Genomic DNA, 26,723 nt, shown 5'->3' with positions numbered 1-26,723 from the left:
GGAGCAAGTGTTATTTTAAGTGTTATTTGTTATTCTACAGGCGGTCCAAACTTTCCATCTTGGAAATCACGATAAGCCTGTCGGATTTCGTCTGTTGTATTCATGACAAATGGACCAGAAGCGATGACGTCTTCTTTTATGGGGGCACCAGAATAGAGTAATATCTTCGAACGATGATTTGCCTTAATCGTCAATTCACTACTTTTATCTGTTCCGTTTTCATTATAAGTGAGCGTTGCTACAGCTGTTTTAGAAAGGGGGGTTTCATTGTTACCAATCGTAACCTCTCCAGAACGGACGAAGAGAAAACCATTATGATTCTCAGGGATAACATAAGAATACTCGCCCGCTTCGTTAAAAGTAATTTCAGTCATAATGATTGGCACAAGGCTTTCCATAGGTCCAGTTACCCCTCCAACCGTTCCTGCATAGACCTTTACAGAACCAGCATTAAAAGGGACAACTGGTGCATCTTCAACGAAAACATTCTGATAAGAGCCTTTAGAATTTTTTAAATGCTTTGGTAAGTTAAGCCATAGTTGGTGCGTATGAATGAGATCATCGTCGACTGCTTCTTCTGCGTGTCTTGCACCTCCGCCGGCGTTCATATATTGCACATCGCCAGATTCTAAAATGGAGTGTCCACCGTGATTGTCGGTATGTTCCAACCTACCGTCCACAACGTATGTGATCGTTTGGAAACCGCGGTGGGGGTGGTCAGAGAAAGTTCCGCGTTTAAACCAATCGTCTGCCATTAATATAAAGGGATCGAATTCTGATTGACGATCCGGTGGTAACACCCATCCTTGTTGGACATGAGGGTAGCCATTTTTATTATAATGAACATACCAATGATCTTTTATTTCTCTCTGAAACATTCCACACAACCTCCTCTTTAAAATTGACTAGTTAAAATCCTGCTGACACCGCGACTGTTTCTTTTATACCTTCTTCAATAATTTCTTCCGCTTTTTCTGGGAACTGGTTATGACCTTCAACAATCACCGTTTCAATATCTTGAATACCCCAAAATGTAAGCATATTCTTAACATAATTGACAGCCATTTCAGCAGATTGAGCGGGACCTTCTGAATAAATGCCACCTCGTGCATTTACGAGAGCAACTTTTTTCCCTGTCAATAACCCTTCAGGGCCGTTTTCAGTATACGTAAACACTTTTCCTGCTTGAGCGAGATAATCAAAATAAGTGTGTAACACAGCTGGTACTGTGAAATTCCATAGTGGGAAAGCGAAAACAACTTTATCTGCTTCTAAAAATTGATTTAGATATTTGCTTACAAAGTTTGCATCTTCTTGTTCTTGAGAAGTTAATTCCATCCCTTTTGATTGTTTAAACATAGCAGTAATTTTTTCGTTTCCATAATAAGGGAGATTTTCTTCAAACAAATCGAGTTCGGTGATTTCATCTTTAGGATGAGTTTCTTTGAAGTTCTCAAGAAATGAATTGTAAAGTTTCACTGAAACTGATTGATCTGCTGGTCTTGAATTGGCTTTAATAAATAATACTTTAGACATATATATTACCTCCAGTAATTTAGTAAGTCGCTTGTTACGAAAAATTCGATAACTTATGCTTACAAAAAGTTAGTTTATAGTAAAAGGTTCGTAAAGTCAACCATAATGCTTAACCTAACTAATTCCTTACTCTTGTCTTGAGGCAATCGACTCAATCATTAACTCTAGCAACTTTTATAGAAGGTAATACATAATAAAAGCCAATCCCGATATGAAAAATAGTCCCTCACTCCATTTACCTGTTCGGTATAGCCCAACTTGAGATCTTTTTTTGGAAAAGGGATAAAATAGTGGAATTCCGCCGACGGAAAAGAAATCAGCAATGATATGTAAAGCTACTCCTAAGAACAGTCCGAGCAAAAACTCATGCGAAAAATGTAAGAAAGCAGTTGTCATAAGGGCGAGCATAATCCCTGAGTGAGTAATACTACGATGACCGAAAACCAAGCTTATCATTGTTGATAAAATCGGAATTCGTCGACCAATCCATGACCTTGACTCATCTAAGTCTGGAAGAACGGATCCGAGAATGATTCCGGATAACACAATAGATGACGTGATGGAAACTTGAGGTGGGAGCCAATCACTTAGTAAAATAACGGATGAAATTGAGGTTGTAATATGTGTGTAGTATCTCATGTTGTAATCCTTTCATTATTAATTAAGTCATTATCGTATCAAAATGAATGGGAGAAAGAAATAGAGAACAAGAACCCTTTGAGTGAGGGTAGTTTGTTTTTTAAGATTTCAAATCGCTTTAGGGACAGCTTTTTATTTACCGAAAAACATTAATTAAATTTATTAATAAAGATTCCATTCTTGATTTTCATCGTGTATACTTAATAAATAGAAGGTAGAAAGCACTTACAACAAATTAATTAGTTATCTTTAAAAACAAAGTTGTTACGAATCAATAAACGATTTTTTATGAAGGGAAGGATGAGAAACATGGTAGAAAAATTAAGGAAATCGTTCCAAGAAGTATTCGAAACAAATAAACAACCTCGAACATTTCTGTCTCCAGGAAGAGTGAACTTGATTGGGGAACATACGGATTATAATGGAGGGTATGTGTTTCCATGTGCGTTAAGTGTTGGTACTTATATTACAATCGCACCTAGAGAAGATCGAAACATCCGTTTTTATTCCGATAATTTCCCTGATTTAGGCATGATAGAAACATCATTAGATGAATTGGATTACAACGAAAAACACGACTGGGCGAACTATCCTAAAGGCGTGCTTTATATGTTCAAAGATCAAGGGCACCAGGGTACAAAAGGGTTTGACGCCTATTTTCATGGGAATATTCCAAATGGAGCTGGGCTCTCCTCATCCGCTTCTATTGAATTAGCGATGGCAATTGCTTGGGATGCGTTGAATGGTTTTGAAATGGAGCGAATTCCGATGGTGCAACTCTGTCAACGAGCAGAAAATGACTATATCGGTGTGAATTGTGGGATCATGGACCAGTTTGCCATTGGTATGGGCAAGAAAGATCACGCGATTTTATTAGATTGCGATACGTTAGACTATAGTTATGCACCGGTAAAGTTAGAAGGAGTGAAACTCGTTTTAGCGAATACGAATAAACGCCGTGGCTTAGCTGATTCTAAGTATAATGAACGACGAACAGAATGTGAATCTGCCTTGTCTGATTTGCAGAAAGTTGTTTCCATTAAACATCTTTGTGAATTAACTCCTGATCAATTTCGAGAGAACCAGCACGTCATTACAGGGGAAACAGAAAAACGCCGAGCAAAACATGCGGTTGAAGAGAACGATCGAACCATTCTAGCTCATAAGAAGCTTCAGGCAGGGGATGTTCAAGTATTTGGGGAATTAATGAATGAATCTCATCGATCATTAAGAGATGATTATGAAGTTACTGGGGAAGAGCTAGATGCTTTAGTGGAAGCTGCTTGGGAAGAACCAACAGTATTAGGTGCTAGGATGACTGGAGCTGGTTTTGGTGGTTGTACGGTAAATTTGATCAAAGAAGCCGATTTAGATAATACGTTGAAGCGAATAGCGAAATCATACAAACAACGAACGGGAATTGATACGGAGTTTTATGTGGTCGATATTGGAGAAGGTACTAGAGAAATGATAAACGAAACGAAATAGGAGGGGTAGAAAATGGCGGTTTTAGTTTGCGGAGGCGCAGGATATATTGGTAGTCACGGAGTCGCTGAATTATTAAATAAAAATGAAGAGGTAGTTGTGCTTGATAACTTACAAACAGGTCACAAAGGAGCAGTGCTAGAAGGTGCAACGTTCTATAAAGGAGATCTTCGAGATGAGAGTGTCCTAGACAACGTTTTTTCCAGTCATAAGATCGATTCAGTCATTCACTTTGCTGCAGATTCCCTTGTCGGTGTAAGTGTGGAACAGCCCCTTCAATATTATGATAACAATGTCTATGGAGCACTTTGTCTATTGAAAAAAATGGAGCAATACAATGTCAAACATATTGTCTTCTCATCGACCGCAGCAACATACGGTGAACCTGAGTCTGTTCCCATTAAAGAAACAGAAGTGACGAACCCAACGAACCCTTATGGTGAAACGAAACTTGCTATTGAAAAAATGTTGAAATGGTGTGCAAACGCCTACGGTATGACATATGTTGTCTTGCGTTATTTCAATGTAGCAGGAGCTCATCCGACGGTTGATATTGGAGAAGATCACAAACCAGAAACTCACTTAATTCCGATCGTGTTGCAAGTAGCTTTAGGACAGCGGGAAAAAATCATGATTTTCGGAGACGATTACAATACGGAAGATGGCACGTGTATTCGGGATTATATCCATGTGAAAGATTTGATTCAAGCTCATTTGATTGCGTTGAACTACCTACGAGATGGTGGTCCGTCCGACGTCTTTAATTTAGGTAATGGTAGTGGCTTCAGCGTGAAGCAGGTGATCGATACCGTAGAGAAAGTTACGGGGAAAGACATTAAGAGAGAAGTTGCGCCAAGACGAGATGGAGATCCTGCTAAACTCGTTGCTTCTTCGGATAAGGCGAAAACAATTCTTGGGTGGAAACCAGAATATGCTGATTTAGAATCCATCATTGAAACAGCATGGAAGTGGCACCAAAAGCACCCAGAAGGTTATCAATCTTAAATGTTAGGAGAGGGAACAATGACTATCGATCAACGATTGAATGAACTTGTCCATTATGCTTTAAGTAAGAACTTAATAGAGGAACAAGATGTTATCTTTTGTAAAAATCAGTTGATGGAGATTCTTCATTTGGATGAATCTCAAACACCGGTTATCAATGAAACGTTTGATCGGAGACCTCTATATCGAATATTGGATGATATTTTGGATTGGGCATCTTCGCAAGGATTTCTACAAAACAATACAGTGACGGAACGAGATTTACTGGATACAAAACTCATGGCGGTGTTTTCGAATAGGCCATCTGATATAACAAATCAATTCCGACAAATTCAACAAGCGGAAGGCGTTGAAGCTGCCACTGCATGGTTCTATGAGTGGAACCAAGACGTTCACTATATTCGAAGAGATCGTATCGCAAAAAATATGAGTTGGAAAACGCCAACTGAGTTTGGAGATTTAGACATTACGATTAACTTGTCGAAGCCTGAAAAAGATCCGAAAGAAATTGCTGCAGCGAAAAACGTACCGTCAGCAAACTATCCGCTCTGTCTTCTTTGTAAAGAGAATGTTGGTTATGCAGGAAGACTAAACCACCCAGCAAGACAAAATTTGCGGACGGTTCCAGTTTCATTAAATGGAGAAGAGTGGCACGTTCAATTCTCACCATACGTTTATTATCATGAGCATGCGATTGTACTTTCGGCCAAACATGAACCGATGAAAATTAACGTGCGAACGTTTCAACGGCTCTTAGATTTCGTGGAACAGTATCCTCATTATTTTATTGGATCAAATGCTGATCTACCGATTGTTGGCGGATCTATTTTGAGTCATGATCATTATCAAGCTGGAAAGTATGAATTTCCAATGGCGAGAGCGTCAGAAGAAGAAATAGAACCCCTTGAGAACTTCGGTGATGTGACAGTCGCTAAAGTGAAGTGGCCTATGTCTGTGTTGCGAGTAAAAGGAACGGACAAAGAACAAGTTGTGTTGGCGTCTGAGATGATCCGCCAAAAATGGCAACACTATGAAGATCAATCGGTAGGCGTTTTACCATTTAGTGGTGACACACCTCATCATACGATAACACCGATTGCTCGTTTTAGAGATGGTAAATTTGAATTGGACTTAGTGTTGCGTAATAACCGTACGTCGGAAGAACATCCGATGGGTATTTATCACCCTCACAAAGAAGTTCACCATATTAAAAAAGAAAACATTGGTTTGATCGAAGTGATGGGACTGGCAGTTTTACCTGGAAGGTTAAAACAAGAATTAAACGAACTGACGGACGCTTTATTGACAGATCATCCTGAGAAACAAATTGCATCAAATGAAAATATTGCCAAGCATCTTGATTGGGCATTAAAAGTGAAGGGAAATCATCCTGACTTAAATTTGTCGAATGCGGACGAAGTTCTTCAACAAGAAGTAGGCACCGTTTTTTCAACAATATTATCTCACGCAGGGGTGTTTAAAAGGGATGAAAATGGACAAAAGGCTCTTCTACGATTTATGATGACGTTACAGTAATAAACGAAAACCTATAACAAGGGGGGACACGATGGCTGCTCAAATGACAGGAAGTTTTCAGCTGATGAAGTCACTGAATCGCTCGCTTATTCTGAACACGATCCGCATGAATAGTACAATATCACGTTCAGAAATTGCGAAGAAAACAAAATTAACTCCCCCAACCGTGACGAATATCGTGAATGAACTGATTAAGGAGCAGTTGGTTCTTGAAAGTAGGGCCGGTACATCTAATGGTGGACGAAAACCAATTTTGCTTACAATCAATGCGAATAGTCGTTACATTATTGGGGTGGATGTCGGGGTGAAAAAGGTTCGTTTAGCTTTAACAAACCTTGATGCTCATATCGCTATGCGTAGAATAGTGGCAATGCCTTCTCCAAATCAATTAAATGAGGGAAGTTTCCTCGAATTTCTGCAAAAAATTATTGAGTCATTTCTCGGAGAAGTAGTGGAAGAAAAGGATAAACTAATCGGAATTGGTGTAGCCATGCACGGGATAGTTGATCACGAAACGGGTGTTTCGATTCATGCCCCGTCTCTTAAGTTAGAAGGTGTGGCAGTAAAACAAGTGCTAGAAAATACTTTTCACCTTCCAGTACGTGTGGAAAACGACGCGAAAGCCCTAGCATTAGGAGAAAAGTGGTTTGGTGCTGGAAAAGAAACAGATGACTTCGTCTGTTTAAACGTTGGCGAAGGGATCGGCGCAGGAATTATTCTAAATAATTCGTTACTCCATGGAAACGATAGCTTAGCTGGCGAGATTGGTCATACACTCATTGATGTAAATGGACCAGAATGTTCGTGCGGCAACAAGGGGTGTTTCCAAACCCTAGCATCCGGACATGCTCTTAAAGAGCGTGCGAAGGCGTTAATTGAACAAGGGGAGAAGTCGATGTTGACCGAAAAAAACGGCATGAATGCGGCATCTCTTGATGGGCAGTCGATTTATGAGTGCGCACAAGACGGGGACAAAGTGGCTAATCAAGTGTTACAAGAAACTGGAAAATATTTAGGGATGGGTATTTTGAATATCATCCACTTTATTAATCCACGAATGATTATAATTGGTGGAGGAGTATCCAAAGCACATGCCCTTATTATGCAACCAATTGTAGATATGGTTGAAAAGAGAGCGTTGAGTGATCGAGCGAAGAAAACGAAAATTGTTGTTTCAGAACTTGGAGACGAAGGCTCGTTGATCGGAGCTTGTACCCTTGTGTTATCTGAGCTTTATAGCTACGAACATGCGGAAAAGAAAGTATAAAATAGAACTTAGATAGGAGGGACAACCTCGTATTTAAGTTCTTTTCTTTTGTAGTTATAGTGACATGGGAGTCGGTTACCTCTTTCGAAAAAAAGTTCTTTCAGTTATGATAGAGAGAAGGACGATGGATACATATTTTTAAGGGGGAGTAGAGCGTTATGCCTCACATCCAAAAACTGAAAGATAAAGTATTGGAAAAAACGCAGCTTGTATTTATTATTTCGGATCCTAATCAACCGGATAACCCGATTATTTATGCAAATCAAGGCTTCACAAGTTTAACAGGATACTCGCAAGAAGAAGTCATCGGATATAATTGTCGTTTTTTACAAGGGGAGGGGACGGACCCTGCCACGATTGACAAACTAAGAGACGGGATAAAGAAATTCGAACCTGTTTCTGTGGAAATATTAAATTATAAAAAAAACGGAGACTCGTTTTGGAACTTGCTTCACATTGACCCAATTTACCTTGAAGACGAAGGAAAACATTATTTTGTTGGAATACAAAAAGACATCACTGATTTCAAAGAAGCGGAAGAAAAAATTGCGAAATACAACCGTGAAATTGAATTGCTATCTACTCCACTTGTCCCTGTCAAAGAGGGAGTGTCGGTTCTTCCTTTAATTGGTAACGTAGATGAACATCGGGTAGATATCATTGTGGAACGTATCCTACCAGAATTATCGAAAGAGGAAGTGGAAACGTTAATTTTAGATTTATCTGGATTTGCTAATATGGACGAACAAGCAACAATCGGGATTTTTCAGTTGAATGACCTATTGAAACTAAAGGGAGTAAAATTAATTATCACAGGTGTTACCCCAAAAATTGCAATGCGCACACAAGGGTTAAACATTGATTTCTCAAGTTTCATAACATATGGGTCGGTAAAACAGGCAATCGAAGCGATAGAGAACAATAATCCACATTGTAAATGATGATGGCAATAAAAAATGCCTTGTTTCCTCGATGACGTTCGTGGGTGCAAGGCGTTTTTTATTCAGTAATCCTTTTTCTCAATAAATTTAGTAGACTAGTCATCAGGTTGAAGGATCGTAAGTATGAAAAAGAGAACGTAACTGATCGCAAGTATGGATCCACTAACGATATAAAAAATTAATGAAAATACATCAGAAAGAGGAACTGTATCGAGCATGAAGATATACATACCGACATTCAAACCGATTGCTCCTATGAGTCCAGTCCAAACTTGAAATGTTGGTAGCAGACCGTTTTTTGGTTGATAGACTTTATAAAAGATACTCCATGCAAATAATGATAGCCATCCTACGACGAGGACGTGTGCATGGATAGGGCGTAATGCATAGGAACCAGCACCAGCCATATGTGCTCCCATCATGACACCAATCACCCCAAATAATGCGGATGATATTAATAGTTTTTTACTATGAGACATCTTCTACCTCTCCTTCAAATTCATATTTACCATTGGTAGTTTATCATTTTATTAATCAACATTTCGACTAAAATGCATGATTTTGTTCATTCCTTCTAAAAATATATAGGAAATGAATCTATTTAATGGTATGCTATTGTTTTGCTATCTTAGCGAAAGAATGGAGAAGTAGTGTTATGAAAAATAGATTAGTAATAGGATTGTTTTATTTGATTGGGCTCATTTTTTTATCTTTTGGAATAAGCTTGATTATTTTAGCTGGACTCGGGGCAGGGCCATGGGATGCGCTATTTGTGGCTTTATCGAATAATATCGGTCTTACGGTTGGAAGTTGGACGTTTATAATAGGATTCTTACTTATAATAGTAAACGGACTGTTGTTGAAACAGAAGCCGGACTTTGCTGCATTAATAACCATGTTTTTAATAGGTAGTTTCATTGATTTTTGGCTATTAGTTGTTTTCTCGGACGTCGTATTCGTCCTTGTGGCTTTTCGAATTGTTTTGTTAATAGTAGGGATTTTGAGCTGCGCTACTGGAATTGCGTGTTACTTGCAATCGAATTTTGCTCGAAATCCGATTGATCATTCGATGATGGTCTTTCATAAACTGACTGGTAAAAGTCTTGCTTTTTCAAAAACATTTCTTGAACTATCTGTCTTAGTTATTGCTTTTTTCATTGGCGGTCCAATTGGTTTAGGTACAGTGCTAGTCGCATTTGGTATAGGTCCACTTATCCAATTGTTTTACAAACCGATTACATCATTCAGGGGACGTATTTGTACAGAACCTTCAGTAAAATAACCCTTTAAAAGAGAGAAGAAATTGGAAAAGCAGCCTCCTACATAAGGAGCCTGCTTTTATTCATTCTATTATAAGGTAATGAAGCTTATATGTGTTCGTTCGTCATGATTATTATTCGTTAGTTCTTGTTATCCATGATCATTGATAACAGATGTGTTTGATTATAATTTTGCCACGGTAAAAATACCTGCAATAGACTTAATATTGCTTAAATAATGAAAGCCCTACCTCTCTTTCATCCTTGCGGCTCCGAGACCGCGCCAGTGTATATAAGGCATACTCGAAGTGTTCACAGGATTCCAGATCATTTATACAATCTAATGTTGCAAGTGAATGTTTGTTAGCACTTGCAAATATCTTCATCAAAACGAATTGTGCCAGAATGAAGCACAACGACCACTATAACATAAGTCTTGATAGCTGTCAATCTAGATGGGACTTAATAGAGAGGTCAAGGTTTCTGAAGTGTCTTACTTCTTCAAAGACTAGCTAGGAAGATTTCATTTGCTCGCGTGTTTGGATTACATAAACAAAAAACACCACCGATTAATTGGTGGTGTTTATCATGATTATTATTTACCAAGAAACGCATTTAGCATCCAAGTATGCTGTTGGATCGATGATTTCAAAGCGATAAACATATCGGCTGTTGCTTCATCACCATTCTCTTCAGCTAAACGAATGATTTCATCAGATTCTTTGCTGATTGTTGTGAAGTCCGCTGCCAAAGCGCTTACCATGTCTTTAGCTACCTCATTTCCAGCAGCTTCCTTAATGGAAGATCCTTCAAGATACTGCGTTAATGTAGCGACAGGCTTTCCACCAATTGTTAAAATACGTTCAGCAATTTCATCGATATTGGTTGCAGCTTCGTTATAAAACTCTTCGAATTTCTCATGTAGAGTGAAGAAATTCTCACCCTTTACATACCAGTGAAAGTTGTGAAGTTTTGTGTTTAGTACATTCCAATTTGAAAGTTGACGATTCAATTCTGTAACTAATTGTTGATTACTCATGTTTTTAAGCACTCCTTTGATTATCTGTTGTAATGGTATAATGAAATTATATAATGAATGGAACAATAAATCAAATTATAATAATTATAAATAAGGATTACAATACAGCGGTGTTATTAATTATTTTCCATATAAGTTTAGTCGGAATTAATGACAAAATAGGTGTTGGTCGATTATAATAAATGAAAACAACTTAGAGGTGTGAGGTGACGTAATGATCGATCAATTCAAACTGACTTTTGGACTAACGACGTTACTTATAGCTGGAGTTGCTATCTTCTTTTTCGTTTGGGAGGATGAACTCAAACGTAAGGCAAAAGCAGAGGCGATTTCGCTAGTTTCTGAACTAAATGGATTCGATTCAGACACTCTTACAGTTGATTCCGTAGATCATGCTAAAGAATATGGGAGTTACGCGGTGGCAGTATCTAATAAAGAGTCGAAAACGTTTCAAGTAGCAGTAATTTTAAATGAGCAACAAGATGACATTCATTTTGCGATTGATGTGACAGACACATACGATAAATACGGATTAGCTTATTGTCATTAGTGTTGACGATAAATTGAATGAAGAAACCATGCTGGAAATAGCATGGTTTTTTTAGATGATAATTGAAATTACTATTCTTCGATTAACGAAAGGTTAGTTAGCGAATAAAAATAATGGAATTCGTTACATATAATTGAGTTATAATCGGTATATTTGGTATAGTAAAGAAAGTATTTATTTAGGAGGCTAATGAAATGGACGAGAAAATAGAAAAATTTGTTGGCTATCATATGGGGAATGTCACCCATTTTATTCATAACCACCACAATCGTAATCTTTCAGAGTATGGGGTTACTAGAGCACAGGCAAAGGTTCTTTATCTGTTAAACCACTACGGTGATTCGCTTCAATCTGAACTGCAGAAGCGTCTTTTTATTCAAGCTTCTACGATGAATGGTATTATTGAATCACTCTTGAAAAGTCAACTAATTAAAAAGACGGATAGTGTTTTGGACCGTCGGACAAAAGTGATCAGTTTAACAGATAAAGGAAAACAGCTAGAAGATCGTTTGTGGGAAGAAGTTAAAGCATTAGATAGAAATTTAATGGATGGCTTTTCAGAAGAGGAACAACGCCTTTTAATTAGCTGGCTTAAAAAAATGCAAACGAATTTAGAGAATATACAACGGGGAGATGGACAGTCTTCTGACGCTAAGAAAGATGGCGATGTCTCATGAACCAAAAAGATCAAAGTACAAGGCTAGAGACAGAACCAATTCCTAAATTATTAAAACGATTATCGATTCCTGCTATTATCGGAATGATTGTTATGGCACTATATAATGTCGTTGATACGATTTTTATTTCCTACGCTGTAGGAATAGATGGGGTTGCAGCGGTGACAATCGCTTTTCCGATTATGATTATTATGATGGCTGTTGCAGCGGCTTTAGGAATCGGTGGTTCCTCCATTATTTCTCGTCGTCTAGGTGAAAAGCGAGAAGCAGACGCTAACCGAGTTTTTAGCAATATCATAACATTGATTTTGGGGATAAGTGTGATTGGAGTAATTGCTTCCTTTACTGTACTTGAACCGTTACTCCGATTATTTGGAGCAACGCCTATGATCCTCCAATATGCGATTGATTATATTTTTCCGATTACGATGGCGACAATCTTTTTTACGTTTTCATTTACAACGAATGCAATTATTCGAGCAGAAGGAAATGCACGTTTTGCAATGATGACGATGATCATTCCCTCTGTGTTGAACATTATATTAGATCCGATATTTATCATATGGTTAGATATGGGAGTGCAAGGAGCTGCCATTGCAACGGTAATTTCCCAAGCAAGTATTTCTTTTATCGTGTTACAGTATTTTTTAACAGGGAAGAGTTCGCTTCGGATACGGATATCCGAAATGGTCCCTCAGTTAGCAATCGTAAAAGAAGTTATCATTATTGGATTACCAGCATTTGTTCGGCAAGTAGCCGGTAGTGTCATGATGGTAGCGATCAATGCGATGCTCATTCTACATGGTGGAGAATTTTATGTCGGAGTTTTCGGTATTGTCCAACGTGTGTCTATGTTTGCCTTAATGCCTATGATGGGAATTTTACAAGGAATGCAGCCGATTGTTGGCTATAATTATGGAGCAAATCAATTAGAGCGTATGCGTGAAACGATTATACTTGGCTTGAAAGTGGTCACAGCTTTTTCGACGTTTGTTTTTGTAATTATGATGGTATTTCCAGGCGTATTCATGCGTATCTTCTCCCCAGATCCAACAGTAATTCAGGCAGGGTCTGATGGCATGAGAATCATGTTTGCGCTAGCCTTTTTAATCGGTGCTCAAGTGGTGAGTGGTGGATTGTACCAAGCGTTAGGGAAAGCGAAACCGGCGTTGATTTTATCTATGTCGCGGCAAGTATTATTTTTAATTCCGCTTGTTCTTATCTTGCCACAGTTTTTCGGTGTGTGGGGAGTATGGATTGCATTTCCATTAGCAGATATTCTCTCGTTTAGTTTATCGATATTTTTTATGTATCGAGATAGAAAACTCTTTTTCACCGGAGACGATTCATCTGGTGGTTCAGGTGGGATGAAACTTCAAGAAGAAGCAGTTTCTACTTAAAAAGCTTATATTAAACGTTCGTTTAGACTGTTGAAGAAAAATATACAATGTGATGGTTGTCTGTAAACAATAAAGATAAAAGACTGTCTGTCATTATAACGTTCCTTTGATAGACGGTCGTTATTTTCTACAAACCGCAATTCCTAAAGGATAATGAAGACCTTCTCTTTTTTCCTTTTCAAACATCACCCCGTGTTGATAATAAAACTCCACGTGTTCAAATGGAACATCATTTTTGAAAAGAGAAGTAAACTCTTCTTCCGTTAATTGATGGTAATGAAAAGGAGAACCACAAGGTTTTCCTCGTCCTTCTCCAAATGGGGTAGATAAGACGAGAGTTCCACCGGGAGCAAGGAGTTCATAAAGATTTTCAAGAAAATCTTTATCATTCGGAACGTGTTCAATCGTTTCAAATGAAAGGATTGTATCAAATGTTCCAATCGTGTTTTTTAAATTTTTATCCAAAGCGTCTCCTTGTTTGAAGCCTAATAAAGGATGGTAGTAATGTTGAATAGCATAAGTGATGGCGTCTTGATCGATATCAACACCAATTATTGATGAAATCTCTCTCTTTCGCCCTTTTGCGATCATTTTTGTTCCATAACCTGTTCCGCATGCAATATCGAGTGCATTGCCTTTTACGTATGCGGAAGCGAAATAATATCTAGCTACATGTTCAAGTAACATACCATTTGTAGGTTTCATTTCTTCTACTATCACTCGTTCGCCTGTGTCTTTTAACACATTGATCACCGCTATCTATAAAGTTGGCCACTATATTAGTATGTTGAACTACCCGCCACTTAATTGCTCTTGCGAACTGTTTGAAGTGGGGGATTCCTAAGAACACCTTCGTAACCGAAAGTTTTGATTAGGCTATCCCCGTCGCACCGACGGTTAGAAGCCTGATAGCTTCATTTTTAAGATTTAATCCTGCGTTCCTATCGCGGTCGTGATGCACGCCACAAACACACGTCCACTCACGCAAATTCAGATCTTTCACGTCTTTGTTTTTATAGCCGCAACTTGAACAACGTTGTGAGCTAGGGAAGGTTTTGCTCACTTCCACCACCGTCTTCCCGTACCATGTAGCTTTATATTTCAACATGGTTTTAAATTGAAACCAAGATACATCAGCGATCGATTGCGCTGTTTTCTTATTTTTCATCATGTTCGATACTTGCAGACTCTCCATTCCGATAATATCGTGGTTTTTGATTATATCCGTCGAGGTCTTATGCAAGAAATCTGTCCGCTTGTTTTCGATCTTTTCGTGCATTCGAGCGACCTTGATTCGTTGCTTATTCCAGTTGCTAGAACCGATGACTCGCCTTGATAGAACCTGTTGAGCCTTTGCTAACTTTTGTTCTAACGACTTGAAATAACGATTGTTTTTGTATCTTGTTCCATCTGCAAGGATAGCGAAGTCTTTTAGTCCTAAGTCAACGCCCGTACTGGCGTTTGTCTTCGGCATGTCAACAACTTCTGTTTCAGCTAAGATCGACACAAAGTACTTACCGCTTGGGTTGCGTCGTATGGTCGCATTTATAATTCGCCCATCCACGTCACGACTTTTGGCAAACCGAACAAGACCAAGCTTCGGCAACTTGATGTGTTTACTTGAAACAGCGATATTTCCATTCGTTTGCTTTGTGGTATAGGACTGTACCTTGTTCTTTTTACTTTTAAATGTAGGGGCTTTGGTTTGTTTTTTATAATACCGTTGGTAAGAATCAGCGAGGTTTTCAACGGACTTTTGCAGGGAAATACTATCCACTTCTTTTAAGAAAGGGTAATGCTCTTTTAACTGGCGAACCGCCTTCACAGAGTCGTATTTGTTGAAAAACTCTCCTTTCCAGTTATTTGAAGGTAGCTGACCGTTTTGCACCATTTCTTCGACGATGTACCAGTATGCGTCTTTTTGCTTCTGCTTACCGAGGAAGAAATTGAAAACAAATCTAGAACAACCGAGCGTTTTATGAATGAGATCGACCTGTTTTTGGTTAGGAAAAATACGAAATTTGAACGCTTTTTTTACTACCATGACAACACCTCATTTACAGAAACATTTGTTCTAATTATATCATGAGGTGAGTCTGTTGGCTATCGCCAATCGCCATTCATCTCCCCCTTATCGCTGGGCTAAAAGCCCTTCTCGCGATGGAAGAGGGAGTCTTCTGTCGGAAAATGATAAACTTCTACCGATTTATTTTCAATATATTAAACGAAAACCAGTAAAGGTTTATACACCCTTACTGGTCTACTCGTAATTATTTAACCATTAAAACAGGAGCTTTGACATGTTTCATGACTTTGTGACTGACACTGCCAAGAACCATCGTTTGAACGCCACTTAGTCCTCGACTACCGATGACAAGTGCATCATAATTTCCATTGTTTGCATGATCAATGATCGACTCAGCAGCACCATTACTTCCGTGCAAAATTGTCGTTGTAAAGTCAACGCTTGCCTTAGTCATCATATCTTCATATGGTGCTATCATTTTTTTTCTTTTTCTTGAAGCTGAATCTGAATCTCCATATTGAAGAACATCAGACTTTGATTTACTTCCGTCAACAACGTAAAGAATCTCCACTTTTCCTTTACCTTCAAGAATAGCTAATTCAATGGCTTTTTGCCCAGCACGCTGAGAGTGGTCGGAACCATCAATAGCTAGTAATAGATTTTTAAACATAATATCCCCCAAACGTTTAATGACCAGAAGCTTTACTTAAGCCACCGATTTTATCCATAAGATCTGTACTCTCTTTGTTCATTCCTTTAAGTTCCATTTTGATATTACGCTGTTCGAATTTATGTTCCATTTTATCAATGGCACCAATCGCCGAATCATCCCATAAATGAGCATCGGAAATATCAAGAATAACTTTATGAATATCTTCATCATAATTGATTTGATCTAAAAAGTCAGTGACAGATGCGAAAAATAATTGTCCGTGAATTTCGTATGTTCTAATATCACCTTTTGCATTAAGTGATTTTTCCACACGCACTTTCGAGACTTTCCATGCAAAGAAGATCGCACTAAGAACAACACCAGTCAACACACCAATCGCAAGATCATGTGTATAAACAACTGTTCCGACAGTTACAACCATGACGATGGCATCTGTTCGGGGAAGTTTATGAATATTTCTTAAGGATGACCAATCGAATGTTCCGATAGACACCATAATCATGACACCTGCTAAAGCGGCCATTGGGATCTGAACTACAACGCCACCAAGTACAATAATCAAAAACATCAAAAATACACCAGCTACAAGACTAGATAATCGCCCATTTCCACCAGATTTCACGTTAATGACAGATTGTCCTATCATCGCACAACCAGCCATACCACCGAAACAACCTGTGATCATATTCGCAATACCTTGCCCACGACTTTCTTTATTTTTATCACTTTCCGTATCAGTCATGTCATCAACAATGGAAGCTGTCAAAAGTGATTCTAGTAAACCAACGATGGCTAAAGTTATAGAATAAGGCAAAATAATCATCAGTGTTTCAAAACTAACAGGGATATTTGGTAAAGCAAAGATAGGTAAGGCTTGTGTTAAAGCACCCATATCTCCGACTGTTCGAACTCCTAAATTCATAAAAATAGCCATTGCAGTAACGACAATTATTGCTACCAGGGTAGAAGGAACGGCCTTCGTAAACCTTGGAAGAATATAGATGATCGCAAGTGTTAAAGCTACTAACGAATACATCAACCATGTTTCACCCACAAAATGTTGTAATTGTGATGTGAAAATCAAGATTGCTAATGCATTAACGAATCCAATCATCACGGATCTAGGAACAAATTTCATAAAACTTGATAATTTAAAAATACCAAATAATAATTGAATTATTCCGGTTAATATCGTTGCAGCTAGCAAGTATTCTAGTCCGTGTTCGGCAACTAGTGTAATCATTAATAACGCCATTGCTCCTGTTGCACCGGAAATCATTCCTGGTCGTCCTCCAATAAATGCAATGACAACAGCAATACAAAAGGCGGCATATAGTCCGACCATAGGATCTACACCAGCAATGATAGAGAAGGCGATTGCTTCAGGAATAAGAGCCAACGCAACAACAATTCCTGCAAGCACATCTCCTCTAACATTTCCTAACCAATCTTTTTTTAATTTTTCTACGTAATTCACACGTGCACCTCTTTCTTTAGTAAATGATTTCATTAAAAATGAGCTTCTCCGTAAGAAGCTCGATCCGACAAGAACAAAAGCATTGTAACAGGTATGGTAAAAAACACAAAACACGATGTAAGCGGCAATCATAGATGATATTCTCTATATTCCTCGTGTTTTTACTATAAGACGTCGTTTTTCACAAAAAAGACATATTTGGAATGGATATAATACCCAGGCACGATTGATTGAGTAAGCTAAAAAATCTAAGAATGTTGAATCACATCTAAACTGGTATAGACAACTAAACATTAAAATGGTATACTCATACTATGAAGGTGATCGAGTTGAAAGGAGAATGACGATGATTGATCAGTATTTTAAAATTATCAAACAACTAATGAACAAAATTCAAATAGATCAAAACGATGTCTTACGTCATGTTGCTAATAAATCCGCTGATGCCATTGAAAAGGATGGATTAATTCAATTTTTTGGTGCTGGACATTCTCATATTTTTGGAGAAGAAGTTTTTTATCGAGCAGGTGGGCTTGTACCAATAAAACCAATTCTTGATGAGGATGTCATGCTGCATCGAGGAGCAGTTAGATCATCCGAATTAGAAAAATCAAGTGAGTATGCTCAGGCCCTTGTGAAGAGATTAGACATTAAAGCAGAAGATTTAGTCATCGTCGCTTCCACGTCAGGGAGAAACCCTGTTCCGATAGAAGTGGCAACGTATGCGAAAGAACAGGGGGCATTTGTCGTCGCATTAACATCCCTCGCCTACTCGAATAGTCAGAAATCGAAACATCTATCAGGAAAAAGATTAGCAGAAGTTGCAGATGTAACCATCGATAATTTAAGTGAAAAAGGAGATGCCGCTTTAGAACATGAAAACGTCAAAGTTCCTTTTGGACCTACATCAACAGTGGTTGGAGCATGCATCATTAATGCGATCATTGCTGAAACCATCGTTCAATTATCAAAACGTGGCATCGAACCTCCAGTGCTATTAAGTGGAAACTTAGATGGAGCAAACGAACATAATGAAAAAATTATTCAACATTATCGAAAAAGAATTCCAATGCTGTAAAGAAGGAGGAAGGTTATGCATACTTACCAATTTGAAAATGCGACATTGATTAGTGAAAAAGGAATAGTGAAAAATCCTATTGTTTCAGTTGATGCTGGAAAAATCTACGGGATCCAACCATTTGATGAAGAAATCCAGCAAAGAATACATGAAAAAATTGTGTTTTCAGAACCTGTTCATATCGTACCGGGCTTTATCGATGTTCATATTCATGGCGTAGCTGGAGCGGATGTGATGGATGGAACTGTGGAGGCGATCGAAACGATGAAAGAATCTCTTCCTAAAGAAGGAACAACATCTTTTTTAGCTACAACAATAACTCAATCAAATAGTGAAAAAATAAATGCGTTACAAGCTGTAAAAGCTTGTAACGAAAAAAATACAGCTGGTGCTGAGATTGTTGGAGTTCATCTGGAAGGGCCATTCATTTCAAAAAAACGGGCAGGTGCTCAACCGGTGGAATATATCAAACAGGCATCCGTTGCGACCTTTAATGACTATCAAAGGGTAAGTGGAGGATTGATCAAACTTGTGACGATGGCACCTGAAGAAGATAAAAATGGGGATCTTATTAAAGAACTTAGGAAGCAAAACGTCATTGCTTCGATTGGCCATTCTGATGCAACGTATGAACAAATACTTGATGCTATTAATGATGGAATGAATCATGTAACGCATTTGTTTAATGGAATGAGAGGCGCCCATCACCGGGATATTGGTGTTGCAGGTGGCGCGATGCTACATGATGAGTTAATGACAGAGATCATTGTAGATGGAATCCACGTATCTCCTCCAATGGTCAAGCTTGCTTATAAAACAAAAGGAAACGATCGAATGATTATTGTTACGGATTCGATGAGAGCAAAAGGTTTAGAAGAAGGAGAGTATTCCTTAGCAGGGCAAAAAGTTTTCGTTAGTAAAGATCGAGCAGTTTTAGCAGATGGAACGCTAGCTGGTAGTATCGTAAAAATGAATGAAGCAGTTAAAAATATGATGGATTTTACAGGATGTTCTTTACGAGAGGCCGTTCAAATGGCGTCATTCAATCCAGCTAAACAATTAGGAATTGATGACCGTAAAGGTAGTTTAATGGAAGGGAAAGATGCGGATTTCTGTGTGTTATCAGAAGATTTAAGTGTTGTTCAGACATATGTGATGGGACAAAAGGTAGTAGGTTAAGGAGAGTGAATCATAATGAAAATAATGAAGGTTGAAAATTATCAAAACATGAGTGAGAAAGGTGCTCAGTTTATTTTAGAAAAATTAATCAATCGAGAAGTGAACGTATTAGGACTAGCCACAGGTGGAACACCAGTAGGGCTATACGAGCACCTTATTAAAAAAATTCATAATAAAGGTTTGTCATTGAGTCACCTTCATACGGTGAATTTAGATGAATACATTGGATTAGCTGCAGATGATCCTAATAGCTACCATCAATATATGGAAGATGTGTTATTTAAACACATTGACATCCCTTCAAATAATGCCCATTTACCTCATGGAGATGCGGAAAATGTTACTTATGAATGTGAAAGGTATGAACAATTGATTCATCAACTTGGTGGTGTTGATTTACAACTTCTTGGCATTGGTAACAATGGACATATAGGATTTAATGAGCCAGGAAGCCCTTTTGATGGAAGGACAATGGTAGTAGATTTGGCACCTTCAACCATTGAAGCGAATGGGCGTTATTTCAAAGATCCAAACAATGTGCCTCGCCAAGCAATTACGATGGGGATAAAAACGATCATGGATAGTAAAAGCATCTTGTTGTTGGCATCAGGTGTTGAAAAAGCAGAAGCTATAAAAGAATTAATTGAAGGGGAAGTATCTGAAAAGACGCCAGCTACGGTATTACAAAAACATCCTAATATAACAATTATTGCTGATGAAGAAGCATTATCATTAGTAAATAAAACGATCGTTTAAAAGGAAACGCTCTTCTTTAATGAAGGGCGTTTTTAATGATTAAAATCATTTCAAAATCTTAAATAAAAAATATTGTGAATATAAAAACAGATGAGAAAATAAACCTATATTGTAGTAAAATATACATAGAGTTTCCAGAATATGTTGATAGTAGGTGGTTAAATGAAATTAATGAGTATCTTATTCCTAAGTTTATCGGTGATCACTTTTCGATCATGCGGTGATTTAGAAGGGCATGAGAACGTAACACTTCAAGTTGATCCTATTTACTCAGGTGGTGTATTGTCTCTCACTCCTTACATCGTCTATGAAGGGGAAGAAGATGCTACTTTTCAATTTGGTAGCGCTATTGCTTGGATTGATCAAATTAAACAAGGGGAAGACGTCTTATACGAATATGAAGAAGAGTCGGTAGACGTTGATCAACAAACGACGTTAGAAACAGACGATGAACGAGGTGGTTTTACTGTTGATATAGAAGTGGAGCCTGGGTCTTATGAAGTTCATATGTCAGCGAATTATTTTATTCAAGACCCATTGAATGATGAAAACGGTGAAGAACTACAAGAGTATTTTCACGAGAAAATTCAAACAATCGAAATTCAAACAGAATCTTAATGAGCCTCTATTTACTATAGAAGTATTTGAAAAACCCTTTAATTTCCAATTAAGTGTGCTGATTTAGCAAATTCGGTTGATTTCACATTGTTGTCTATGATAAAATTTAATAGTAAACATGATTTGAATTCGCAAAACAATTTTCGGCCTCGAAATAGCAATATTGCAAGGCATGAAAGGTTTTACGTTATTCAAAGATTCAATTTAAGGAGGCCGTTAATATGACAGGCAAAGTAAAATGGTTTAATGCAGAAAAAGGTTTTGGTTTCATCGAGCGTGAAGATGGTGACGACGTATTCGTTCACTTCTCTGCTATTGAAGGTGAAGGGTTCAAAACTTTAGAAGAAGGTCAAGACGTTGAGTTTGAAATCGTTGAAGGTAATCGTGGACCTCAAGCTTCAAACGTAGTTAAACTATAATATACAGACATACTAATATGAGCCTGTTCCTTTTTGGAACAGGTTTTTTTATTGTAAAAGGAGGTCTCATGTTTTAGTTATCTTTTCGATGGAAAAACTATACATAGTTCCTCAAAAATAAGCATTAGTTTTACAAGAAAAAAAGGAAGTTTAAACAGTTACATAATAGCAAATGAATGTCATCGCAATGAATACTAATTGACAAATCTTCGTTTCTCTACTGATAATAAATATAGAAATAGATCAAATCTTAACGGATTTTATACATATGGAGGTGATCATATTGGTAACAATTAATGATATTGCAAAATTATCAGGTGTTTCAAGAACAACCGTGTCTAGAGTATTAAACAAATCGGGTTACGTAAGTGAAGTGGCAAAAAATAAAGTGTTAAAAGTTATAGATACGACTGGATATGTCCCGAGTGAACACGCAAAATCTCTTCGAACAAAACAAACAAAAGTGGTTGGAGTAATTTTGCCTAAAATTAGCACAGAAACAGCTAGTAGAGTTGTTGATGGTATCGATAAAAAATTGAGTGAGTATGGATATCATATTTTATTGGCAAATGCGAATTTAGAAGTGGATCAAGAGATTGAGCATTTGCGATTGTTACAAAGTAGAAGAGTTGATGGGATTATTTTAGTAGCAACAAACAGGGAACAACGATTGTTAGATGAAATTAAAGAAATTAGCATACCTGTTGTGGCACTAGGCCAAGAATTACCGGGTGTTTCTTCTGTGGTATATGATGATTATCATGCTGCATCAGATGTGACGACTTTGTTGATTGAAAAAGGACACAAAAAAATTGGGTTTATTGGTGTTAGTGAAACAGACCGAGCTGTAGGGTACGAGAGAAAACGAGCTTATTTCGATGTGATGAAAAAACATGGCTTTGAAGTAGAGTCTGCTTGGGTCCAAGAAGGAATATTTGATATTGCCTCTGGCGGGGAAGCAGCGAAAGCTATGCTTGATAAAACGTCTAATATGCCAACAGCGATATTTGCGGTGACAGATAGGTTAGCAATTGGTGCTATGCAAGTATTGAAAGAAAAAGGACTTAGAGTTCCACAAGATATTTCTGTAATGGGGATTGGTGCTTCCGATTTATCCAAATATGTTACTCCTTCTTTAGCAACAGTGGATTATTATAATGAAATTGCGGGTATAGAAACAGCAAACATAATAATTGAACAACTAATGAACAAAGATAAAAAACTAAAAAAATTAGTAATGAGCTATGGACTTATTGAAAGAGATAGTATATTATGATTATGGAATCGATTACATAGCACGTTTCTTAATATTTTTACTCTTTATGGAATCGATTCCACAAAAAGGTGAACTTATTGCATTGTTTCTTAAGACTTTGGACATAATTTAAAAGAATGAAGGGAGCGAATGTACTATGTCAGATGAAAACCGAAAAATAGCGGAAGAGCTCATTGAAGCTATTGGTGGGCTAGAAAACATTGACTCAGTAGCTCATTGTGCAACAAGATTACGTGTCATGGTGAAAGACAAGGAAAAGATTGATCAGAAAAAAGTGGAGGATCTAGACAAGGTTAAGGGAGCATTCTATAATGCTGGTCAATTCCAAGTTATTTTTGGAACAGGAACCGTTAACCGTATTCATGAACAAGTGATTGCTCTAGGGGCGCCAGAATCATCAAAGTCTGAGCAGAAACAAGAAGCTAAAAAACAAGGGAACTCTATTCAACGACTGTTACGTACGTTTGGTGACATTTTTGTTCCAATTATCCCAGTATTGGTTGCTACCGGTTTGTTTATGGGTCTTCGTGGTCTCCTAACACAAGAACAAATATTAGGTATTTTTGGAACGTCGCCTGAAGCAATTCCAGATAATTTCATTCTTTATACACAAGTATTAACGGATACAGCTTTTGCCTTTTTACCAGCACTAATCGCATGGTCCGCATTTAGGGTATTTGGTGGTAGTCCAGTAATCGGGATTGTACTAGGTTTAATGTTAGTTAATCCAGCGTTACCAAATGCGTATGCCGTTGGTGAAGGTTCTGCTGATCCACTAATGTTCTTTGGACTCATTCCTGTTGTTGGGTATCAAGGTTCTGTTTTACCAGCGTTTATTGCAGGTTTTCTTGGTGCTAAGTTGGAGAAATGGTTACGCCAAAGAGTTCCAGAATCACTCGACCTCATATTAACTCCATTTTTAACATTGTTAATTATGATTACAGCAGCATTGTTCCTCGTAGGACCAGTATTCTCATTGGTAGAAGCTTGGATTATGGCTGGAACACGTGTTGTTTTAGAACTTCCTTTAGGTATAAGTGGTATTATTGTCGGTGGACTTCACCAAGTGATCGTTATTACGGGTGTCCATCATATCTTTAACTTATTTGAAATACAACTACTTGCTGAAAATGACTTAAACCCATTTAATGCGTTAATCACTGCAGGTATTGCGGCTCAAGGTGGAGCAGCTTTAGCGGTTGGTTTGAAAACTTCTTCGAAAAAACTAAAAGCTTTAGCGATACCGTCGTCTATTTCTGCTTTCTTAGGAATTACAGAACCGGCTATATTCGGTGTCAATTTACGATATATTAAGCCGTTTGTTATGGGTCTTATTGGAGGCGCAGCCGGTGGTTTCATTGCAGCATTATTTAACTTGCAAGCTTCCGGTATGGCAATAACAGTTATCCCAGGGTCATTACTATATATTTATGATCTTCCTAGTTTGGTCCTTTATATTATCGTTAACGTTGTTGCACTAGGTGTTGCATTCACATTGACGTGGATGTTCGGTTACTCTGATAAAATGAAAGAAGAAATGGATGCATAATGTAAAGCATTTATAAGTAAAAAGATGGAAGGTGTGAAACCCGTAGCGGTTTTACACCTTTTTTTGAAGCTGTATTTAGGGTAGTCAGACAATTTTGGTCGTTCGGGCATTTTTTAAACGTGCGTAACCCGAGAGTGGACAGAGTAAGTGGTATAGTTCCATTCGAGATGGGTGCGACGATGTGAAAGGAATCAAACGAGTCTCCCACCAACCAAAAGAACCTAGCTTGAGTGACCTTCTCAAACTAGGTTTTTTAATTTAATATAGGAGCAACCCGCCTTCTTTGTCCAAATGGGCACAAATATTTGTATGATCCTGTTTGAAAATATACTGTTGATGTCCGACTTTAATTACAACATCAGCCATTGCTTCTTTGATAATAATTTTCTGATCGAAGGGTACTTCAATGATTGTTTTAACGCCGGATGATGTACCAGCTTCATTTATTTGAACTCCTTGTTTTCCAAGGATTCTACCGCCAATCGCCTTCCCTTTGATTGTTACTTTCCCGTCGGAATGTATTTTTGTATGAACGCAGCCTTTACCTTTAATTTGAACATCCCCGTTACAGTGAATATCACTATTCATGACATACTGTAAAGAGATGGTTGAGTAGTTTTCCGAAGGGCTTTGGCATATGTTCATCAAATGATGGGCATCCTCCATCACTCGTTCCAAATCTTTATACGTTTGAAAAACATTATGGTGATAGACGAGAAACCCTTTATAAAGGGTAATAGCAAAAGTTTGCCAATTTCGTTCTAATAAGTCTTGTCGTTGGTTTATCGCCCTGACTAACTGATTAGTAACCGGAATCAGTTCTTTGAATTTAGTTTCGGTTAGTGCTTTGATTAAAGGGCTAAGACCTTGTTTACTTTCGTACGATTGTTGGAATTTTTCCGTAGCTGTTAATTGTTTAGTGATCTTTACAAGCGGTTCGACTAGTCGAATGAATGGTTCAAGTTTCCCGGCGATTTCTTCAAAAATCAAACTGTTTTTTCCTGCAATGAGAGAGCAATTGATTGCATTGCCACCAACAGTGATCGAGTTTCTTGTTTGTATAGAACTATGAAAGGCGCTTTTATGAATCCATGCAGATCCATCTGCATCAACTGTCATATGTTCATTAACATGACCCGTAATTTCCACATCGCCAATAAAATGAATGTTTCCATCATCCATTTGAAGATCGCCATGATGTTTCAATTTTGGTAAGATAGATACGCGCACAAGTTGACCAAGTTGTTCTATTTTAGGTCGCCCTTTAGCCATTGCAATCAATTGTTTTTCGCTTTCCATGTACTCAATACCGTTACCGACTTTTATTTTTACTGGGTGACCAGATTTTGCTTTTAATAGTTCGCCGTAGATACTTATCCCATCTTCACCACGTGTGGGGTCAATGATCTTTCCTAATACTTCACCTTCTTTAATAGATGGTATATAGATCGATTCTCTGAAATCAATACGGCCGTCGATCTTCTCAGAGAAAGGGGTGGTTTTCTCATGAATATCGATGGAAAAATGTACGACACCATTCTCACCATCTTTTGGTAAGAGACCCTCAGCAATGACAAAGGATTCGGGAACACTGGATCTGCAGGCTGATTTAATCTTGTCATGCTGAATTCCTTCAGTAATTTTCATTTTTTCTAATTGGTCATAAATATCTTTCTCTGTCAGCTGATTGTTCGTTTGCTCGTGCTGGCTTACTTGAATACGAACTGTTTCAGCGGGAGGGTGATCTTCAATAAATGGAACAATATAGTAGCCAGGGTTAACAGTTAATGTCACTTTTTGGTTTTTTTGATCCACTTTGATCGACCATTTTGTTTCAACTGCTTTCGTTTCTAAATCAAACGATAGGCAATCTCCTTGAGTTAAGTACGTTTTATCATTGATTTTGACCCCGTTTTTTAAAACAATCGTTTTAGATGGAGATTCAAGAAGAGGTTTTTTCGTTTCTGTATCTTGGAAATAAAGACTGCCATTTTTGACCCATGCTTTCCCTTTTAAATATTCTTTATTTAGGTTCTTTATAGATGAAGCACTCTGTTCGCTTAATGGTTGGTCTTGAATTTCTTTTTTTAACCAATCTTCCCAACCAAGTTCTTTTTCACTTTGGTTGGATTTATCATTTTCAATCCTAGAGACAATGATTTTTGCTTTCGTTTTTGTTAACCCAAAGAGTCTTTCAGACCCTGGATCTATAATTTCGATATGGATGTCTTTTTTGTCTAGTTGTAGTTGTTGAACAGCTTTTTCAATGGCTAAATCAACGTTTTTCCCTTGAAATATCAATGATTCATTCATAAAAAACACCACCTCTTCTATTTAA

Annotated in this window: 26 protein-coding genes; 16 read left to right on the top strand and 10 right to left on the bottom strand. The window is 37.8% G+C overall.

Annotation, left to right across the window (positions count from 1 at the left end):
• Positions 1-29: 29 nt before the first annotated feature.
• The 3 genes from QDN89_RS17025 to QDN89_RS17015 form a co-directional block, all read right to left on the bottom strand.
• On the bottom strand, positions 30-878 hold the full coding sequence (locus QDN89_RS17025; RefSeq protein WP_280771365.1) for a pirin family protein: 849 nt from the start codon (positions 876-878) through the stop codon (positions 30-32).
• Positions 879-909: 31 nt separating this feature from the next.
• On the bottom strand, positions 910-1,536 hold the full coding sequence (locus QDN89_RS17020; RefSeq protein ID WP_280771364.1) for an FMN-dependent NADH-azoreductase: 627 nt from the start codon (positions 1,534-1,536) through the stop codon (positions 910-912).
• 174 nt (positions 1,537-1,710) lie between these two features.
• On the bottom strand, positions 1,711-2,175 hold the full coding sequence (locus QDN89_RS17015; RefSeq protein ID WP_280771363.1) for a metal-dependent hydrolase: 465 nt from the start codon (positions 2,173-2,175) through the stop codon (positions 1,711-1,713).
• A gap of 309 nt (positions 2,176-2,484) precedes the next feature.
• On the opposite strand from QDN89_RS17015, the gene QDN89_RS17010 reads away from it, so the two are divergent.
• From QDN89_RS17010 to ytvA, 5 genes are all read left to right on the top strand, one after another.
• Positions 2,485-3,663 carry a galactokinase gene (locus tag QDN89_RS17010; RefSeq protein ID WP_280771362.1) on the top strand — a complete coding sequence of 393 codons (1,179 nt, stop codon included), beginning with the start codon at positions 2,485-2,487 and terminating at the stop codon, positions 3,661-3,663.
• 12 nt (positions 3,664-3,675) lie between these two features.
• Positions 3,676-4,665, top strand: a complete 990-nt coding sequence (galE, locus tag QDN89_RS17005) for a UDP-glucose 4-epimerase GalE (RefSeq protein WP_280771361.1) — start codon at positions 3,676-3,678, stop codon at positions 4,663-4,665.
• Between the two features lie 18 nt (positions 4,666-4,683).
• Entirely contained in the window at positions 4,684-6,201 is a 1,518-nt protein-coding gene (gene galT / locus QDN89_RS17000; protein WP_280771360.1) for a UDP-glucose--hexose-1-phosphate uridylyltransferase, read from the top strand.
• 31 nt (positions 6,202-6,232) lie between these two features.
• Positions 6,233-7,468 (top strand): ROK family transcriptional regulator, encoded by a 1,236-nt coding sequence (locus tag QDN89_RS16995; protein WP_280771359.1) that lies wholly within the window; start codon positions 6,233-6,235, stop codon positions 7,466-7,468.
• 158 nt (positions 7,469-7,626) lie between these two features.
• Positions 7,627-8,409 carry a YtvA family blue-light photoreceptor gene (ytvA, locus tag QDN89_RS16990; protein WP_280771358.1) on the top strand — a complete coding sequence of 261 codons (783 nt, stop codon included), beginning with the start codon at positions 7,627-7,629 and terminating at the stop codon, positions 8,407-8,409.
• Between the two features lie 95 nt (positions 8,410-8,504).
• Here ytvA and QDN89_RS16985 read toward each other — a convergent pair whose 3' ends face one another.
• Entirely contained in the window at positions 8,505-8,888 is a 384-nt protein-coding gene (locus tag QDN89_RS16985) for a hypothetical protein (protein ID WP_280771357.1), read from the bottom strand.
• A gap of 176 nt (positions 8,889-9,064) precedes the next feature.
• Here QDN89_RS16985 and QDN89_RS16980 point away from each other — a divergent pair, with 176 nt between their 5' ends.
• Positions 9,065-9,691: a YczE/YyaS/YitT family protein gene (locus QDN89_RS16980; RefSeq protein ID WP_280771356.1), complete on the top strand. Its 627-nt coding sequence runs from the start codon at positions 9,065-9,067 to the stop codon at positions 9,689-9,691.
• 572 nt (positions 9,692-10,263) lie between these two features.
• Here QDN89_RS16980 and QDN89_RS16975 read toward each other — a convergent pair.
• Positions 10,264-10,707 (bottom strand): Dps family protein, encoded by a 444-nt coding sequence (locus QDN89_RS16975; RefSeq protein ID WP_280771355.1) that lies wholly within the window; start codon positions 10,705-10,707, stop codon positions 10,264-10,266.
• Between the two features lie 214 nt (positions 10,708-10,921).
• Between QDN89_RS16975 and QDN89_RS16970 the strand changes: the two genes are divergently transcribed.
• The 3 genes from QDN89_RS16970 (at position 10,922) to QDN89_RS16960 (ending at position 13,334) form a co-directional block, all read left to right on the top strand.
• Positions 10,922-11,257, top strand: coding sequence for a hypothetical protein (locus QDN89_RS16970; protein WP_280771354.1), 336 nt, complete (start codon positions 10,922-10,924; stop codon positions 11,255-11,257).
• A gap of 194 nt (positions 11,258-11,451) precedes the next feature.
• Positions 11,452-11,934 (top strand): MarR family winged helix-turn-helix transcriptional regulator, encoded by a 483-nt coding sequence (locus tag QDN89_RS16965; protein ID WP_280771353.1) that lies wholly within the window; start codon positions 11,452-11,454, stop codon positions 11,932-11,934.
• Entirely contained in the window at positions 11,931-13,334 is a 1,404-nt protein-coding gene (locus QDN89_RS16960; RefSeq protein ID WP_280771352.1) for an MATE family efflux transporter, read from the top strand. The genes QDN89_RS16965 and QDN89_RS16960 overlap by 4 nt, the downstream gene beginning before the upstream one ends.
• A gap of 120 nt (positions 13,335-13,454) precedes the next feature.
• Here the strand turns inward: QDN89_RS16960 and QDN89_RS16955 are convergent, their stop codons facing one another.
• From QDN89_RS16955 to QDN89_RS16940, 4 genes are all read right to left on the bottom strand, one after another.
• Positions 13,455-14,078, bottom strand: coding sequence for a class I SAM-dependent methyltransferase (locus QDN89_RS16955; RefSeq protein WP_280771351.1), 624 nt, complete (start codon positions 14,076-14,078; stop codon positions 13,455-13,457).
• Positions 14,079-14,205: 127 nt separating this feature from the next.
• Positions 14,206-15,378 carry an IS200/IS605 family element RNA-guided endonuclease TnpB gene (gene tnpB, locus QDN89_RS16950; RefSeq protein WP_280771350.1) on the bottom strand — a complete coding sequence of 391 codons (1,173 nt, stop codon included), beginning with the start codon at positions 15,376-15,378 and terminating at the stop codon, positions 14,206-14,208.
• A gap of 226 nt (positions 15,379-15,604) precedes the next feature.
• Positions 15,605-16,030 carry a universal stress protein gene (locus QDN89_RS16945; RefSeq protein ID WP_280771349.1) on the bottom strand — a complete coding sequence of 142 codons (426 nt, stop codon included), beginning with the start codon at positions 16,028-16,030 and terminating at the stop codon, positions 15,605-15,607.
• Positions 16,031-16,046: 16 nt separating this feature from the next.
• Positions 16,047-17,543, bottom strand: a complete 1,497-nt coding sequence (locus tag QDN89_RS16940; RefSeq protein WP_425335418.1) for a SulP family inorganic anion transporter — start codon at positions 17,541-17,543, stop codon at positions 16,047-16,049.
• Between the two features lie 313 nt (positions 17,544-17,856).
• On the opposite strand from QDN89_RS16940, the gene QDN89_RS16935 reads away from it, so the two are divergent.
• From QDN89_RS16935 to QDN89_RS16905, 7 genes are all read left to right on the top strand, one after another.
• Complete coding sequence (locus QDN89_RS16935) at positions 17,857-18,588, top strand: SIS domain-containing protein (RefSeq protein WP_280771347.1); 732 nt, start codon at positions 17,857-17,859, stop codon at positions 18,586-18,588.
• A gap of 15 nt (positions 18,589-18,603) precedes the next feature.
• Complete coding sequence (nagA, locus tag QDN89_RS16930) at positions 18,604-19,767, top strand: N-acetylglucosamine-6-phosphate deacetylase (RefSeq protein ID WP_280771346.1); 1,164 nt, start codon at positions 18,604-18,606, stop codon at positions 19,765-19,767.
• 15 nt (positions 19,768-19,782) lie between these two features.
• Positions 19,783-20,523 (top strand): glucosamine-6-phosphate deaminase, encoded by a 741-nt coding sequence (gene nagB / locus QDN89_RS16925; RefSeq protein WP_280771345.1) that lies wholly within the window; start codon positions 19,783-19,785, stop codon positions 20,521-20,523.
• Between the two features lie 162 nt (positions 20,524-20,685).
• Entirely contained in the window at positions 20,686-21,141 is a 456-nt protein-coding gene (locus QDN89_RS16920) for a hypothetical protein (RefSeq protein ID WP_280771344.1), read from the top strand.
• Between the two features lie 221 nt (positions 21,142-21,362).
• Entirely contained in the window at positions 21,363-21,560 is a 198-nt protein-coding gene (gene cspD / locus QDN89_RS16915) for a cold-shock protein CspD (protein ID WP_280771343.1), read from the top strand.
• Between the two features lie 283 nt (positions 21,561-21,843).
• Complete coding sequence (locus QDN89_RS16910) at positions 21,844-22,836, top strand: LacI family DNA-binding transcriptional regulator (protein WP_280771342.1); 993 nt, start codon at positions 21,844-21,846, stop codon at positions 22,834-22,836.
• Between the two features lie 136 nt (positions 22,837-22,972).
• A complete protein-coding gene (locus QDN89_RS16905; RefSeq protein ID WP_280771341.1) occupies positions 22,973-24,385 on the top strand; it encodes a sucrose-specific PTS transporter subunit IIBC in 1,413 nt (470 codons plus the stop codon).
• A gap of 258 nt (positions 24,386-24,643) precedes the next feature.
• On the opposite strand, the gene QDN89_RS16900 is transcribed toward QDN89_RS16905, so the two are convergent.
• Positions 24,644-26,698, bottom strand: coding sequence for a flagellar assembly protein A (locus QDN89_RS16900; protein WP_280771340.1), 2,055 nt, complete (start codon positions 26,696-26,698; stop codon positions 24,644-24,646).
• Between the last annotated feature and the right edge of the window lie 25 nt (positions 26,699-26,723).

The organism is Salipaludibacillus daqingensis (assembly GCF_029891575.1).
Taxonomy (GTDB): domain Bacteria; phylum Bacillota; class Bacilli; order Bacillales; family Salisediminibacteriaceae; genus Salipaludibacillus; species Salipaludibacillus daqingensis.
This window is presented reverse-complemented; position numbering and strand designations above follow the sequence as displayed.